The sequence below is a fragment of the Streptomyces sp. SP18BB07 genome, from assembly GCF_036322545.1.
Classification (GTDB): Bacteria; Actinomycetota; Actinomycetes; order Streptomycetales; family Streptomycetaceae; genus Streptomyces; species Streptomyces deccanensis.
In genome coordinates, this window is sequence record NZ_JAQYWT010000266.1 from 50,164 (window position 1) to 65,005 (window position 14,842).

Consider the following 14,842-nt stretch of genomic DNA (forward strand, 5'->3'; position numbering starts at 1 on the left):
CCGACACGGTCACCTTCTGCGCCTGCGTGAGGCGAACCCAGATTGACCTTCGAATCTGCGATCATCCGTGTCTTCTTACCTGTGATCCGCCTCTCAAGTCCTTTCGTTTCCTGCAACCCCCTGGCGTATGGTGACGGAACGCCTGTAGCTACATGTGGGGACCTTTGGCGGCATATCTGCGCTGAAGGTCTCTTTTGTGTGCGGAACAACCTGTGGGCGCGCCCCCCACGTGCGCCGTCCCGACCAGCAAGGAACGACCATGGCGTCCAGCCTGACGAAGGACTCGGCCGGCCGGGGAACCCCCGGCGCCGAAGGCACCTTCTTCGGCCACCCCCGCGGACTGGCCACTCTCTTCATGACCGAGATGTGGGAGCGATTCTCCTACTACGGCATGAAGGCTCTCCTCACCGTCTACCTGCTCTCCGGCGGCCCCGACGCCGGCAAGGGGAGCATGCACGGCGGCCTGGCCATGGACCTGGCCACCACCACCACGATCGTCGCCGTCTACTCGGCGATGGTCTATCTGCTCGCCATGCCCGGCGGCTGGCTCGGCGACCGCGTCTGGGGCCCCCGCAAAACGGTGGCGATCGCGGCCGTCACGATCATGTCCGGGCATCTGGTGCTCGCCCTGCCGGGCGGTCAGGCGCCGTTCTTCGCGGGCCTCGCGCTGGTCGCGGCCGGCTCCGGTCTGCTGAAGGCCAACATCTCCACGATGGTGGGCCATCTGTACGACGGCCCCGAGGACCCGCGGCGCGACGGCGGCTTCACGATCTTCTACATGGGCATCAACGCGGGTGCCTTCTTCGCCCCACTGGCCATCGGCACCGTCGGCCAGGAGGTCAACTGGCACCTCGGCTTCGGTCTGGCCGCGGTCGGCATGGCCATCGGTCTCGCCGCCTTCCTCGCCGGCAGCCGCACCCTCAGCCCGAAGAGCGACGTCGTCCCGAAGCCGCTCGCGGCCGAGGAGCGCGCCGCCTGGCTGCGCAAGGGTCTGCTCTGGCTGGCCGTCGCGGCCGTCTTCTACGGCGTCGTGGGGCTCAGCGGCCACTTCACCCTGAACTGGGCGATGATCCCCCTGACCGTCATCGGTCTGGTCGTCCCGGCCGGTGTGCTGCTGCGCATCAAGCGGGACAAGGAGCTGACCACCGCCGAGCAGTCGAAGATGACCGGCTACATCTGGTTCTTCGTCGCCGCCGCCGTGTTCTGGATGATCTACGACCAGGGCGCGTCCACGGTCCAGGCGTTCGGCTCGAACGACGAGAAGGTGGCCGGCTCGCTGCTCGGCTTCGACTTCCCGACCTCCTGGTACCAGTCGCTGAACCCGCTGTTCATCATGGCGCTGGCCCCGGTCTTCGCCTGGCTCTGGCTGTGGCTCAACCGCCAGGGCAGGGAGCCCAGTACGGCCGTGAAGTTCGCCATGGCCCTGGTGCTCATCGGTGTCTCGTTCTTCTTCTTCCTGATCCCGCTGGGCCTGGCGGCGGACGGCAATCTGGCCAGCCCGATGTGGCTGGTGGGCATCTACTTCATCCAGACCGTCGGTGAGCTGTGCCTCTCCCCCGTCGGCCTGTCGGTGACGACGAAGATGGCCCCGGCCAAGTACGCCAGCCAGATGATGGGCGTCTGGTTCCTCGCGGTCACCGCGGGCGACTCGATCACCGGCCTGCTCTCCAACCCGGCCGTCGGCGGCTTCGACCTCAGCGGCACCGGCATGGTCGCCGTCGAGGCCACCCTCGCCGTCCTCGCCGGCTTCGCGATCTACATGTACCGCAAGAAGGTCAGGGCCCTCACGGGCGACGTCAACTGAGAACGACGCCCGACGGCCGACGGCCGACGGACCGTGGGAAGGGCCGCCGCACCCGGGGGTGTGGCGGCCCTTTCACGTGTCCTCCGGCGACGAGGAGAGGTGCACGGCGGGTGCCGCCCCCGCGTCCATGTCCGTGTCCGTGTCCGGCGTGAACCACGGCAGGGTCGAGGGTGTGCGGGACGGGGGCGGTGTGCGGGACTGGGCGTGGGCCGCGGTCGACGGGGGTGGTCGGGGGAGCCAGGCGGGGAGGGCCGGGACGAGGCGCCGCCGACGTTCCGGCTCGGGAGCCGCGCGCTCCGGCCGTGCGCGGTCCACCACCGCCATGCCGATCCGGAACAGCGCTGCCGGTACGACGAGGCAGAGCATCAGCCAGAAGAGGGTGACGCCCCAGGGGCGGCCCACGGTCCATGGCTGTTCGGTGAGGACCTTGCCGCCGTACTTGAGGGTGACGGTGTAGTCGCCGTGGGCGCCGGCCGCGAGGTCGACGGGCAGGGTGATGCGGGCCTCGCCGCCCGGTGGGACCGTGCCGCGCCACCGCTGCTCCTGCCAGCGCGGCGCGAACACACCGTGGGAGGTGCCGACCTGGAAGACCGGGTCCTTCACGGGGGAGGTACCGACATTGCCGACGGTGAGGACCAGTTCGCGGGCGGGCGGCGCCCCGAACCAGGTCAACAGGCCGCTGGAGCCCGTCAGTCGACCGTCCGTCAGCAGCGACAGCCGTCCTCCGGTCGCCTCCTGCGGCAGCGGCTCGACCGAGTGCCCGGCGACCCGGAACGCCGCGTCCGCCTCGGCCTTCGGGCCCGTGATGGTGGAGACGTGCACGACACACGGGCACGGCACCGGCGGCTCCGCCACCGGCAACTCCCGCCGGAACGTGCCCTCGTCGTCGGCGGTGACGGCCCGTCCGTCGGCGTTGGCACAGGAGTCGGTGCCGCCGGGCACGCCCCTCGACGGTGTCGAACGGCCGCAGATCAGCACCATCAGGATCGCCCCCGGCCGCCAGCCGCTCCCGGTCACGGTGACCGAACCACCGGTCCCCGCCTCCGACTTGGACAGCTTCACGGTCGGCTCACTCGCGGTGGCCCGCCCCGGCGGTTGTGCGTGCGCGTCCGCGAGGGGCGTCAGGAGCGCCACGGCGAGGGTGAGCACCACCAGGGTCAGCAATCCGGCCGCGCACGACGCCGGGGTCCGCCGCCTTCTGATCACGTTCGGCTCCCGTCAGCGACGTACCGCCTGGTTCCTGCGCGTCACCCACAGCACCCCGGCCGCGCCCGCGAGCAGCACCGTGCCGCCGAGCGTGCCCAGTGCGACCGCCGAGTCCAGGGGCCCGGTCTGCGGCAGCTCACCGCCCGTGCCCTGCGACCCGCTCGACCCGCCCGTGCCTCCGGTGTCGGACCCGCCCCCCGTACCGCCCGAGGCGCTCCCGCCCGCGGCGGTGACGTCGAGCGTCAGCGACGGGCCGGGATCGTTGCCCGGGGTGCAGGTGGTCACCGTGCCGAGGGCCTTGATGGTGAGCACCCCAGCGGTGAACTCGACCTTGCCGGTCTCCTTCGGGGTGTACGTGCCGCTCAGGTCGTTGATCTTGATCGGTGTGTTGGCCGGGGTCGCGTCCTGGTTCGCCGGACCCGTCACCGTGAGCGTGCCGCTGTCGGCCCCGCCCAGTTCGATCGTGGCGCTGGGCGTCATCGCGCCCTTGCCCAGCTCGACCGGGCTGGAGGAGACACCCTTCTGCCACGACATCGTGATCCTGTAGCCGTCGCCGCTCTCGACTCCCTTGATGTCGATCGGCGACACCGCGGACTTGTCCCCGATCGGCGTCTTGCAGTTGTACTCGACGTCCACGACCTCGGCATGGGCTACCGGGGCGGCCAGCAGCACCGCCGAGCCGGCCAGGGCCGCGAGGGACGCGAGCGCGGCGGTTCGTTTCTGGTACGTCCGGTACGACACCTCGGCACCCCACATTCTGACGGAACATCAGATCGGCGGCTCAAGGTACGCCGGGGCCCTTGGAGAAGGAAGACACGCGCAAGGGTCGGATGTGTGTCGATGCGCCGGGGGCGACCGCACGGCGACCGGCCCACCCGGGAACCCGTAGGACGCCGAACGGCTCGTGGCCGGACGGCTCGTGGCCGGAAGACGATGAACCGCGCGACGGCGGCTCGTGGTTCAGGCTTCACTCGTGGTTCAGGCTTCAAGGGACGGTCCGAGGCCCGCCCGAAGGTTCGCGGCGCACGGCGTTTCCCGGCCCGCCCGAGGTTGCGCGGCGCCCCGCGGAGTGCGGCGACGTGCGGCTACGCGGGTGCTCCCAGCTCCGCCCACACCGTCTTGCCGGACGCCCCGGGAGCCCGTACGACCCCCCAGTCCAGACAGAGCCGCTGCACGATGAACATCCCGTGCCCGCCCGGCCGTCCGGCTCGGTGCGGTGTGCGCGGTTCCGGGCTGCCCGTCCCCCGGTCGGACACCTCGATGCGCAGCACCTTGTTGTCGCACCCGATCCGCAGCTCGGCCGGCCCCCCGGCGTGCAGGCAGGCGTTGGTGACCAGCTCGGAGACCACCAGCAGCACGTCCTCGGCCGCGGCCCGCTGGTCCGCGGTCGCGGCCGGCAGCCACCCCCACTCGTACAACGCCTGGCGGGTGAAGTCACGGGCGAGCGGCACCACTCCGCTCTCCCCCTCGAAGCCGAGCCGACGGGGAAGGCGGCTCGCGGCGGGGGCCTCGGGCGGGTCTCCGCCTGGCACCCCGGAAGCGCCGCCGGCACCCGGTTCCGGGCCGCGGTCGCCCGGCGAGAAAGGCCGGGTGGTGCTCATCAGCGCTTCACCTCACCGATTCACCAGTTCACGATTCAGGACTCATCAAGGGTGCGGGACGAAGACCCGCGGTACATGCCGTTCTCTGCTGTCATCCGTTGCGCCATCCGTACTTCCGTCGCACCTCGCCGTACTGCCGAGCCGCCGGGCCGGGACCCGGTCGTATCCGGGTCACCACCGACGCGTTCAGCATGTCTCCTGCCCGAGCGAACCGTCAGAACACCCACGTTTTCGGCACAGAACCTGTGACGCGAATAACCCGACGGTCAGGGTGCGACACCTGAGCGAGGACGCGGGGACGACCGGCCGACGCCACCGACCCGCCGTCGCCGGCCGGACCGTCGGCCGAGCCGGGCGACGCCGCCCGTGACGCAGGTCACGGGCGGGTCGGCCACGGCTCTAGTCGCCCAGGGCGTCCTCAAGGGTGTCGTGGACGGTGAACACGGCGTCAGCCCCGGTGATCTCGAACACACGCGCCACCGCCGGGAGCATTCCCGCCAGATGGACGCCGCCGCCTCCCGACTCCGCCCTGAGCCGCACGCCCAGCAGGACGTTGAGCCCGGTGGAGTCGCAGAACTCCAGGCGTGAGCAGTCCACCACCAGACGTGTGAACCCCTTGTCCAGGCAGCTCTCGAGTGGCTCACGCAACAGATCGGCGGTGTGGTGATCGAGCTCACCCGCCGGGGTCACGACGGCACTGAGGCCCTCTTCCCGCACCTCGACCCGTAGCCGGCCCGACTGTGCGCTGCCGACCGTCCCACGGTCCATGCCGTCTCTCTCCCGACCGTCGTGACTGCTGACTCGCCCTCGAACACTACGCCTTCTCCACACTCTCCGACACCCGAACAATCGCCCGCAAAGGGACATTTCACCACAGGAGGCACTTGCGACGACGTCCGGAAACCGGGTAGGGCTAGTAGTGACACCAATCGACACGGCCGGCTTTGGAGGCGCCGCACACCGCAGTGCACGTATTGGCATCGGCGGCCATATGCCGAGAACGATGGAGGACATCATGTCACCCCGGCTCGACGAATCGCATACCCAGAGGGCGACGTCGGCATCCGCCCCGGAAGAGACGCAGGACGACCTCGCCCACAGTCCGGGCGACGTGCTCGCCGACCTCCCGGAGATCCCCCCGTACGACGAGGTGGGACCGGTGGACGCACGAGCCCTGTCCAAAACCCTCTTCGAGCGGCTCGAATCCCTTGAGGAAGGCACGTACGAATACTCGTACGTCCGCAACACCCTGGTCGAACTCAACCTGGCTCTGGTGAAGTTCGCCGCCTCCCGGTTCCGCTCGCGCAGCGAACCCATGGAGGACATCATCCAGGTCGGCACGATCGGCCTCATCAAGGCGATCGACCGCTTCGAACTGAGCAGGGGCGTCGAGTTCCCCACGTTCGCGATGCCGACGATCGTCGGTGAGATCAAGCGTTTCTTCCGCGACACGAGTTGGTCCGTGCGGGTGCCGCGCAGACTTCAGGAGCTCCGGCTCGACCTGGCCAAGGCCGGCGACGAGCTCGCTCAGAAGCTCGATCGCGCTCCGACGGTGGGAGAGCTGGCGGAGCGCCTCGGGCTGACGAACGACGAGGTCGTCGAAGGCATGGCGGCGTCGAACGCGTACACCGCCTCGTCGCTGGACGCCCAGCCCGAGGAGGACGACTCCGAGGGCGCCCTGGCGGACCGGATCGGCTACGAGGACCACGGCCTCGAAGGCATCGAGTACGTCGAGTCCCTGAAGCCGCTGATCGCCGAACTGCCTCCGCGCGACCGGAAGATCCTGTCGCTGCGGTTCGTGGCCGGCATGACGCAGTCCGAGATCGGGGACGAACTGGGCATCTCCCAGATGCACGTCTCCCGGCTGCTGTCCCGCACGCTGGTACGCCTGCGCAAGGGGCTGACGCTGGAGGAGTGAGCGCGCGCCGGAGCCGACCACATCGGTGACGGCGACGGACACGAACGCAGAGACGGAGCGACACGGATCCAAGTCGGCCGGGTGCGGTGGGAGTCACGACACTCCTGACGTACCCGGCCGAACTGCGTCCGGTCCGCCTCCTGTCGCACCCTGTCTTCCCTTGTCCCACCCCCTTACCGCAAGAAACCCCTTCCCCCCGGTTCACCTTCCGCCACTATGGTCACGCGCCAGACTGTTCGGTATGCCAGAAGCCGACGGGCGGACACGGGGGTGCGAGGAGGCACGAGGATGGCTCGGGCTCGGGACGAGCGCCCTGGCGGCGACGACGGCCATGAGGACCAACAGGACACCGGCGCGCCGGGCGCACGCCCCGACGACGGGTCCGAGCACCGGCACGCGAGCGCGTCGGACACACGGCTGACCGCGCTGTTACGTTCCAACTCGCCGACCGCGTACGCGGCCCTGCGCGAACTGCGCGAGCGCCACCACCCGTCGGTCCTCACCTACGCCCGGCTGTGCGCCGCGAGCGAGTCCTCGGCACGGGAACTGGCGACGCAGGCGTTCACGGCCGCCACCAAGGAGACGGCGCGGGGGATCGAGCCAGCCATCCCCTGGCGCCATCGGTTGCTCCTGCTGACCGCACGGGTCGCCGCCGGCTGGGCCACCGACGGCGGCGCGACCGGTCTCGCCCCCGCCCTGCGCGTCGTGCTGGACACCGCGGGCCCCGGCGGCCGCGTCCCGCCCCTGCTCGCCGCGTTCGAACTGCTGCCGCCCCGGCCGCAGGGCCTCATCTGGTACGGCGTCGTGGAGCGGGAACCGGACGACCGTACGGCCGTCCTCCTCGGCCTCACCCCCGACGACGTGACGTACAAGCGGGAGTCCGCGCTCCACGCCCTGCGCCAGGCCTGTCTGCGTGTGCGCCTGGCCGCCTCCGACGACCCGCGCTGCCAGGACTTCCGCCGACTGATCGAGGAGTCCGTACGGCCGGACACCCCTCGCCACAGCACCGACCTGCAGGCCCACATGGAGCACTGCCCGCACTGCGCCGGCGCGTACGAGGAGCTGTGCGCCCTGCGCGACAGCCCGCGCGCGACGCTCGCGGAGGGGCTCCTGCCGTGGGGCGGTACGGCGTACACGCGGGGCGCGTCGGGAACGCGGACCGAGGGTGCCGCCGGGGCCTGGGACGGCGGTGGCGGGCGGGACACCGCCGGGGCGCGAGGTGGACGCGGAACACCGGGCGGGTCCGAGGCGGGCAGCAACTGGGCTGGAGCGGGGGCCGGGGCGGGAACGGCTGCGGCTGCGGCTGCGGCTGCGGCTGCCGAGGCTTCTGCGGCTGCGGCGGAGGCTTGGGCCGGGACCGGCTTCGGCTCGGGCAGCGGTGACGGTTCAGGCAGCGGCTCCGGTGCCGGTGCTGGTGCTGGTGCTGGTGCTGGTGGCAGGGAGCGCGCGGGGAGCGGTGCGGGGGCGGGGACATGGCCCGGCTCCGGTGGCGATGACCAGGCCCGTACGCCGACCGGAGCAGAACCGTGGGCGAGCCCCGGGTCCGGCGACCGAGGGGGCGCGGGAGGCGGCGCGGAGGAGGCCTGGGCCGGTCCCGGATCGGACGCGCGCATCGGCGGGTCGGCCGCTCCCCGGGCCGGCACGGCGGGTACGGCCGACTTCACGGACATGGCCGGGGCGGCCGGGGTGGCTGGTGCGGCCGGAGCGGCTCCCGGGTTCGGCGGCGTGCCCGGGATCGGTGCGGAAGTCGGTGCCGGGGCCGGAGGATGGGCCGACTTCGGTGCCCGATCGGTGGGCGGGACGCGGTCGTTGCGCAGGTCCCGGGGCGGGGCCGATGGGGAGGGCGCGGTCGGGGCCTCGGGGGCCAAGTGGTCGTCGTCGCGCCGGGTCGCGCTGACCTCGGTGGCGCTGGGGGTGGCGTTGGCGCCGCTGCTGGCGTTCGTGGTGTTCTCGGGCTCGGGCGGCTCGTCGTCCGACGACGAGGCGGGTTCCGGCGTTACGCCCGCCGTACCGCCCTCGGGCGTGGTGACCCCGACCGTCCCGCCGAGCCCCACGCCGTCCCCGACCCCGTCGGAGACCGCGAGTCCCTCGAAGCCGCCGCAGAAGGAGAAGCCGCCGAAGAAACCGAGTCCGGATCCGTCGACGCCGGGGGCCCCGAAGCCGTCACTGCCGTACGGGCCCCCGCTGAACGCCGCCTACACCCAGGTGGTGAACGTCGCGTCGGGCCTGTGCCTGGACATCCGCGGCGAGTTGGAGAAGGGCACCGACGTCGTCACGGCCACGTGTTCCTCGCGTGCCACCCAGCGTTGGCGCGTCGACTCCCACCGGGACGCCCTCCAGTCGTTCGCGGACCCCGACCTGTGCCTGGACAGCCGAGGGGCCACCGACGACGGTGTGGGCATCTGGGACTGCGACTCGCTCGACGGGGACAACGGCGACAACCTGCGGTTCGAGGTCGACTCCCGGGGAGTGATACGCCCGGCGGTCGCGCCGGGGCACGCCGTGACCCCGGACGTGCTCGGCTCCGTCTCCTTCGCCGAGGCGTCCGGACGCGACAAACAGCGATGGCGCGCGGGTGCCGGGCCGATCCACAGCTAGGGGGTGTGTGCCCGGCGCCGGTCAGAGCACGCGTACGCCCCTGCGCCACACCCCCGTGACCAGGGGGACGCCCGGGCGGTAGGCGAGGTGGACGTGGCTGGGCGCGTCCAGCAGCGCGAGGTCGGCGTACGCGCCCGGCGTGAGGCGGCCGATGTCGTCGCGGCGGAGCGCCCGCGCGCCTCCGGCCGTGGCCGACCAGACGGCCTCGTCCGGCGTCATCCCCATGTCCCGCACGGCGAGCGCGACACAGAAGGGGACGGACGAGGTGAAGGACGACCCCGGGTTGCAGTCCGTGGAGAGGGCGACGGTGACGCCCGCGTCGAGGAGGCGGCGGGCGTCCGGCCACTCGGCGCGGGTGGAGAACTCGGCGCCGGGCAGGAGCGTGGCGACCGTACGGCTGTTGGCGAGGGCGTCCACGTCGGCGTCGGTGAGGTGGGTGCAGTGGTCCGCGCTGGCCGCGTCGAGTTCCACGGCGAGCTGGACGCCGGGGCCGTGGGAGAGCTGGTTGGCGTGGATGCGCGGGTGCAGGCCCCTGGCCTTGCCGGCCGTGAGGATCGCGCGGGCCTGGTCGCCGTCGAAGGCGCCCTTCTCGCAGAAGACGTCGATCCAACGGGCGTACGGGGCGCAGGCGTCGAGCATCTCGCCGGTGACCAGGGCAACGTAGGCGGCGGGGTCCTCGGCGTGGTCGGGGGAGACGATGTGGGCGCCGAGATACGTCACCTCGTCCGTGTGCCGGGCGGCGATGCGCAGCGCCCGTGCCTCGTCCTCGACCGTGAGGCCGTAGCCCGACTTCGTCTCGAAGGTGGTCGTGCCCTGGCGGAGGGCCTCGCGGAGGTAACGGGTGAGGTTGGCCTCCAGTTCCTCGTCGGTGGCCGCGCGGGTGGCGGCGACGGTCGTGCGGATGCCGCCCGCGCTGTACGCCCGGCCGGACATACGGGCGTTGAACTCGGCGGTGCGGTCGCCCGCGAAGACGAGGTGGGAGTGGGAGTCCACGAAGCCCGGGATCACCGCCCGCCCACCGGCGTCGACGCGATTGTCAGTGGCGGGTGCTTTGCTTTGATCACCGGTCCACGCGATGCGTTCACCGTCGATGACGACGGCCGCGTCCTGGATCAGTCCGAGGGGGGATCTGTCGCCGAGGGAGGGGTCGTTGGTGACCAGGGCAGCGATGTTGGTGATGAGCGTGCTGGCGGTGCTCGCCGAGTGGGCGGGGCTGTCGGTCGTCGGGCTGCTCATGGCGTCCTTGGTTGCCTGGTCGGCGGTCGGTTCGGAATCGGTACGGGGATGGGGGGCCGGAGGCTCGGGCGGGCCGGCGGGGGTCATCCACGCAGTGCGGCGACGGCGTCCGCGAGGGCTCTCGGCACATCCGGTACGAGCGCGTGCGCCCCGTCCCGTACGACGTACCGACCTCCCACCACCGTGTGCGACACGTCTGCTGCCGACGCGGCGAATACCGCGGTCTCCGCGCCGAGCCGTGGAAGCGGCCCCGCTGTCCTGACGGAGTCGAGCGCGATCGTCGTGAAGTCGGCGAGCGCGCCCGTCTCCAGGGTGCCCGCCTCGTCCCAGCCGATCGCCGCGTGGCCGTCGGCGGAGGCCGCCCGCAGGAGGGCCGCCGCCGTCCAGTGACCCCGGGTGCGGGTGCGCAGCCGCTCGTTCAGCTCCATCGCGCGGGCCTCTTCGAGGAGGTCGACGACGGCGTGGCTGTCGGAGCCCAGCGAGAGCGGGGAGCCCGCCCGTTGCAGGGCGACGGCGGGTCCGATGCCGTCGGCGAGGTCCCGTTCGGTGGTGGGGCACATGCAGGTGCCGGTGCCGCTGTCGCCGATGAGGGCGATGTCCTCGTCGGTGAGATGGGTGTTGTGGACGCCGGTGGTGCGGGGGCCCAGTACTCCGTGGTCGGCGAGGAGTCGGGTGGGGGTGCACCCGTGCGCCGCGTGGCAGGCGTCGTTCTCCGCCGTCTGTTCCGACAGGTGCACATGCAGCGGGGCCCGCCGTTCCTCGGCCCAGCGTGCGACGGTCGCCAACTGCCCGGCGGGTACGGCCCGTACGGAGTGCACGGCCGCTCCGATCCGTGCGTGATCCCGGTCCTTGAGAACTGAACAGCGTTCGGCCCAGGCCTCGGCCGTGCCGTCGGAGAAACGGAGTTGGTGGTGGTCGGGTGCCTTGCCGAAGCCGGCGGAGAGATAGGCCGTGTCGAGGAGGGTGATCCGGATGCCCGCCTCGGCGGCGGCCTCGATCAGCGCCTCGCCCATGGCGTTGGGGTCGGCGTAGGGGGTGCCGCCGGGGGCGTGGTGCACATAGTGGAACTCGCCGACGGCCGTGATGCCGGCGAGGGCCATCTCCGCGTACACCGCCCGCGCGAGGGCGTGGTAGGTGTCCGGGGTCAGCCGGTCCGCCACCCGGTACATGACCTCGCGCCAGGTCCAGAAGGTGCCCGAGCCGACCTGGACGGTGCCGCGCAGGGCCCGGTGGAAGGCGTGGCTGTGGGCGTTGGCGAGGCCGGGCAGGGTGAGGCCCCGCAGGACGACCGCGCCCGGGGGCGGGGTCGGCGTCCCGGTGCGTACGGCGGTGATGCGGCCGGCCTTCGCCGAGCCCTGCCCGGCCACGGTCAGGGTCACGCCCGGCTCGACGTGGGTGCCGAGCCAGGCGTGTTCGAGCCAGTAGGTCGTCTCCGTCACCTGCGGACCAGCCCTTCCAGTACGTCGGCGAGCGCGGTCACCCCGGCCAGGCAGTCGTCCTCGGCGGCGTGTTCGGCCGGGGAGTGCGAGACGCCCGTCGGGTTGCGTACGAACAGCATGGCGGTCGGGACGGTCCCGGAGAGGATCCCGGCGTCGTGTCCGGCGCCGGTCCCGAGCACCGGCACCTTCAGCTCGGCCGTGTCCCGGCCCAGGATGCGGACGATCTCGTCGCGCAGGGCGTGTTCGAACTCGACGACGGGGGTGAAGGACTCCCGGACGACGTCCAGCTCGACCCCGTGGGCCTGGGCGTGGTCGCGGGCGGCCTCCTCGATCGCGTCGACGACCGTGTCCAGCGTCGTCTGGTCCTCGGCGCGGGAGTCGAGCCAGCCGCGTACGAGGGAGGGGATGGCGTTGACGCCGTTGGGCTCGACGGCGATCTTGCCGAAGGTGGCGACGGCTCCGGCGAGCCGTGCCTCGCGGCGGGCGGCGAGCACGGTCTCGGCGTACGACAGCATGGGGTCCCGGCGGTCCACGAGCCTGGTCGTGCCCGCGTGGTTGGCCTCGCCGCGGAAGTCGAACCGCCACCGTCCGTGCGGCCAGATGGAGCTGGCGATGCCGACGGCGTCGCCGGACAGGTCCAGGGCCCGGCCCTGTTCGACGTGCAGTTCGACGAACGCGCCGATGCGGGCGAGCCGTTCGGGGTCCGGGCCGATGGCGTCGGGGTCGTACCCGGCGGCCTCCATGGCCCTGGGCAGGCTGACGCCCTCGGCGTCGGTCAGCCGGTACGCGCCCTCGACGGTGAGCTGACCGGCGGCCAGCCGGGAGCCGACACAGGCGAGGCCGAAGCGGGCGCCTTCCTCGTCACCGAAGTTGACGACGGCGAGGGGCCGGGTGAACTCGACCCGTCGGGACCGGAGTTCGTCGAGCGCGGCGAAGGACGACACGACGCCGAGGGGGCCGTCGAAGGCACCGCCGTCGGGCACGGAGTCCAGATGCGACCCGGTGACGACGGCGTCCCCGGCGGCCGGGTCGCCGAGCCACGCCCACTGGTTGCCGTTGCGGTCGACCTCATAGGTCAGCCCGCGCGTCTCGGCCTGCTCCCTGAACCAGGCCCGGCACTCGGCGTCGGCCCCGGTCCAGGCGAACCGCCGGTAGCCGTGGGAGTCGGGGTGCCGTCCGATGGGCAGCAGCTCCCGCCACATGGTGTGGAACGAGCTGCCGACGGACGAGGTCTCGGCCCCCACTTCCGGAGAGTTGGCCCCTCCCGTCATGCGTCGTCACCCTCGCGCATCGGGACCCGTACGCCCCGCTCGTCGGCGGCGGTCTCGGCGATGTCGTAGCCCGCGTCGACGTGGCGGATCACGCCCATCCCGGGGTCGTTGGTGAGGACCCGGCGGATCTTCTCGCCGCCCAGCTTCGTGCCGTCGGCGACCGTGACCTGCCCGGCGTGGAGGGAGCGGCCCATGCCGACGCCGCCGCCGTGGTGGATCGACACCCAGGACGCGCCGGAGGCGACGTTGACCATGGCGTTCAGCAGCGGCCAGTCGGCGATCGCGTCGGAGCCGTCGAGCATGGCCTCGGTCTCGCGGTAGGGGGAGGCGACGGAACCGGAGTCGAGGTGGTCGCGTCCGATGACCAGCGGGGCCGCGAGTTCGCCGGAGGCCACCATGTCGTTGAACCGCTCACCGGCCTTGTCCCGCTCGCCGTAGCCGAGCCAGCAGATGCGGGCCGGGAGACCCTGGAAGTGGACGCGCTCGCCGGCCATCTTGATCCAGCGGTGCAGTGACTCGTTCTCGGGGAACAGGTCGAGGATCGCCCTGTCGGTCTTGGCGATGTCGGCGGGGTCGCCGGACAGGGCCGCCCACCGGAAGGGGCCCTTGCCCTCGCAGAACAGCGGCCGGATGTAGGCGGGGACGAAGCCGGGGAAGGCGAACGCCCGCTCGTATCCGGCGAGTTGGGCCTCGCCCCGGATGGAGTTGCCGTAGTCGAAGACCTCCGCTCCGGCGTCCTGGAAGCCGACCATGGCCTCGACGTGCCGGGCCATCGACTCGCGGGCGCGCGTGGTGAACCCGGCCGGGTCCTTCGCCGCGTAGGAGGCCATGTCGTCGAAGTCGACGCCCACCGGGAGGTAGGCCAGCGGGTCGTGGGCGGAGGTCTGGTCGGTGACGATGTCGACGGGGGCGCCTTCGGCGAGCATGCGCGGCAGCAGTTCGGCGGCGTTGCCCAGCAGGCCGATGGAGAGCGGGCGGCGGGCGTCCCGGGCCTCGACCGCGAGCTGGAGGGCGTGCTCCAGGCTGTCGGCCCTCACGTCGAGGTAGCGGTGCTCGATCCGCCGCTCGATCGCACGCGGGTCGACGTCGATACAGATCGCGACGCCGTCGTTCATGGTCACGGCCAGCGGCTGGGCGCCGCCCATGCCGCCGAGGCCGGCGGTGAGGGTGATCGTCCCGGCGAGGGTGCCGCCGAACTTCTTGGCGGCGACGGCGGCGAAGGTCTCGTAGGTGCCCTGGAGGATGCCCTGGGTGCCGATGTAGATCCAGGAGCCGGCGGTCATCTGCCCGTACATGGTCAGGCCGAGCTGTTCGAGGCGGCGGAACTCCTCCCAGTTGGCCCAGTCGCCGACGAGGTTGGAGTTGGCGATGAGGACGCGCGGGGCCCACTCGTGGGTCTGCATGACGCCGACGGGGCGGCCGGACTGGACCAGCATGGTCTCGTCCTGCTTGAGGGTCCTCAGGGTGCGGACCATGGCGTCGAAGGAGCGCCAGTCGCGGGCGGCCTTGCCCGTGCCGCCGTAGACGACGAGCTTGTCGGGGTGCTCGGCGACCTCGGGGTCGAGGTTGTTCTGGAGCATGCGCAGGGCGGCTTCCTGCTGCCAGCCCAGGGCGCTGAGTTCCGTACCGCGCGGCGCTTTGACGGGGCGGGGTCCTGACACGGGTCTGCCTCCTCGCTTTACAGCAACTATTCACATCCTGGCTTGATGAATAGGGCTAGTCAATACGGCCGTAGGGCCAGCGGCGGCGTGCCGTGGGTGTTTGGCTGG

11 protein-coding genes are annotated in these 14,842 nt (G+C 71.9%); 3 read left to right on the forward strand and 8 right to left on the reverse strand.

The window, feature by feature from the left end; all coding sequences use genetic code 11:
* Nucleotides 1-259 precede the first annotated feature (259 nt).
* Nucleotides 260-1,804: a peptide MFS transporter gene (locus PUR53_RS11575; protein WP_329908232.1), complete on the forward strand. Its 1,545-nt coding sequence runs from the start codon at nt 260-262 to the stop codon at nt 1,802-1,804.
* Between the two features lie 72 nt (nt 1,805-1,876).
* Here PUR53_RS11575 and PUR53_RS11580 read toward each other — a convergent pair whose 3' ends face one another.
* From PUR53_RS11580 to PUR53_RS11595, 4 genes are all read right to left on the reverse strand, one after another.
* On the reverse strand, nt 1,877-3,010 hold the full coding sequence (locus PUR53_RS11580) for a hypothetical protein (RefSeq protein WP_443080292.1): 1,134 nt from the start codon (nt 3,008-3,010) through the stop codon (nt 1,877-1,879).
* Nucleotides 3,011-3,022: 12 nt separating this feature from the next.
* Nucleotides 3,023-3,766 carry an LPXTG cell wall anchor domain-containing protein gene (locus PUR53_RS11585; RefSeq protein ID WP_329908233.1) on the reverse strand — a complete coding sequence of 248 codons (744 nt, stop codon included), beginning with the start codon at nt 3,764-3,766 and terminating at the stop codon, nt 3,023-3,025.
* Between the two features lie 329 nt (nt 3,767-4,095).
* Nucleotides 4,096-4,611, reverse strand: coding sequence for an ATP-binding protein (locus tag PUR53_RS11590; RefSeq protein ID WP_329898793.1), 516 nt, complete (start codon nt 4,609-4,611; stop codon nt 4,096-4,098).
* Nucleotides 4,612-5,010: 399 nt separating this feature from the next.
* Nucleotides 5,011-5,379: an STAS domain-containing protein gene (locus PUR53_RS11595; RefSeq protein WP_329898792.1), complete on the reverse strand. Its 369-nt coding sequence runs from the start codon at nt 5,377-5,379 to the stop codon at nt 5,011-5,013.
* Nucleotides 5,380-5,626: 247 nt separating this feature from the next.
* Between PUR53_RS11595 and PUR53_RS11600 the strand changes: the two genes are divergently transcribed.
* Nucleotides 5,627-6,529: an RNA polymerase sigma factor SigF gene (locus PUR53_RS11600; protein ID WP_329898791.1), complete on the forward strand. Its 903-nt coding sequence runs from the start codon at nt 5,627-5,629 to the stop codon at nt 6,527-6,529.
* Between the two features lie 288 nt (nt 6,530-6,817).
* Nucleotides 6,818-9,127, forward strand: a complete 2,310-nt coding sequence (locus PUR53_RS11605; protein ID WP_329908234.1) for an RICIN domain-containing protein — start codon at nt 6,818-6,820, stop codon at nt 9,125-9,127.
* A 21-nt stretch (nt 9,128-9,148) separates the two neighbouring features.
* Here the strand turns inward: PUR53_RS11605 and hutI are convergent, their stop codons facing one another.
* Genes hutI through hutU form a run of 4 tightly spaced genes read right to left on the reverse strand, consistent with a single transcriptional unit; the run spans nt 9,149 to nt 14,734 of the window.
* Entirely contained in the window at nt 9,149-10,450 is a 1,302-nt protein-coding gene (hutI, locus tag PUR53_RS11610; protein WP_329908235.1) for an imidazolonepropionase, read from the reverse strand.
* Nucleotides 10,447-11,802, reverse strand: a complete 1,356-nt coding sequence (locus tag PUR53_RS11615; protein ID WP_329908236.1) for a formimidoylglutamate deiminase — start codon at nt 11,800-11,802, stop codon at nt 10,447-10,449. The genes hutI and PUR53_RS11615 overlap by 4 nt, the downstream gene beginning before the upstream one ends.
* Entirely contained in the window at nt 11,799-13,073 is a 1,275-nt protein-coding gene (locus PUR53_RS11620) for an allantoate amidohydrolase (protein ID WP_329898787.1), read from the reverse strand. Before PUR53_RS11620 ends, PUR53_RS11615 begins: the two co-directional genes overlap by 4 nt.
* The gene (hutU, locus tag PUR53_RS11625) at nt 13,070-14,734 is read right to left on the reverse strand and encodes a urocanate hydratase (protein ID WP_329908237.1); all 1,665 of its coding nucleotides are present in this window, start codon (nt 14,732-14,734) and stop codon (nt 13,070-13,072) included. The genes PUR53_RS11620 and hutU overlap by 4 nt, the downstream gene beginning before the upstream one ends.
* Between the last annotated feature and the right edge of the window lie 108 nt (nt 14,735-14,842).

What these genes read in the sequence shown, in the direction of transcription:
- PUR53_RS11575 (WP_329908232.1), top strand. Translation starts at nt 260, where the DNA reads ATGGCGTCCAGCCTGACGAAGGACTCGGCCGGCCGGGGAACCCCCGGC.
- PUR53_RS11585 (WP_329908233.1), bottom strand. Translation starts at nt 3,766, where the DNA reads ATGTGGGGTGCCGAGGTGTCGTACCGGACGTACCAGAAACGAACCGCC.
- PUR53_RS11590 (WP_329898793.1), bottom strand. Translation starts at nt 4,611, where the DNA reads ATGAGCACCACCCGGCCTTTCTCGCCGGGCGACCGCGGCCCGGAACCG.
- PUR53_RS11595 (WP_329898792.1), bottom strand. Translation starts at nt 5,379, where the DNA reads ATGGACCGTGGGACGGTCGGCAGCGCACAGTCGGGCCGGCTACGGGTC.
- PUR53_RS11600 (WP_329898791.1), top strand. Translation starts at nt 5,627, where the DNA reads ATGTCACCCCGGCTCGACGAATCGCATACCCAGAGGGCGACGTCGGCA.
- PUR53_RS11605 (WP_329908234.1), top strand. Translation starts at nt 6,818, where the DNA reads ATGGCTCGGGCTCGGGACGAGCGCCCTGGCGGCGACGACGGCCATGAG.
- hutI (WP_329908235.1), bottom strand. Translation starts at nt 10,450, where the DNA reads ATGACCCCCGCCGGCCCGCCCGAGCCTCCGGCCCCCCATCCCCGTACC.
- PUR53_RS11620 (WP_329898787.1), bottom strand. Translation starts at nt 13,073, where the DNA reads ATGACGGGAGGGGCCAACTCTCCGGAAGTGGGGGCCGAGACCTCGTCC.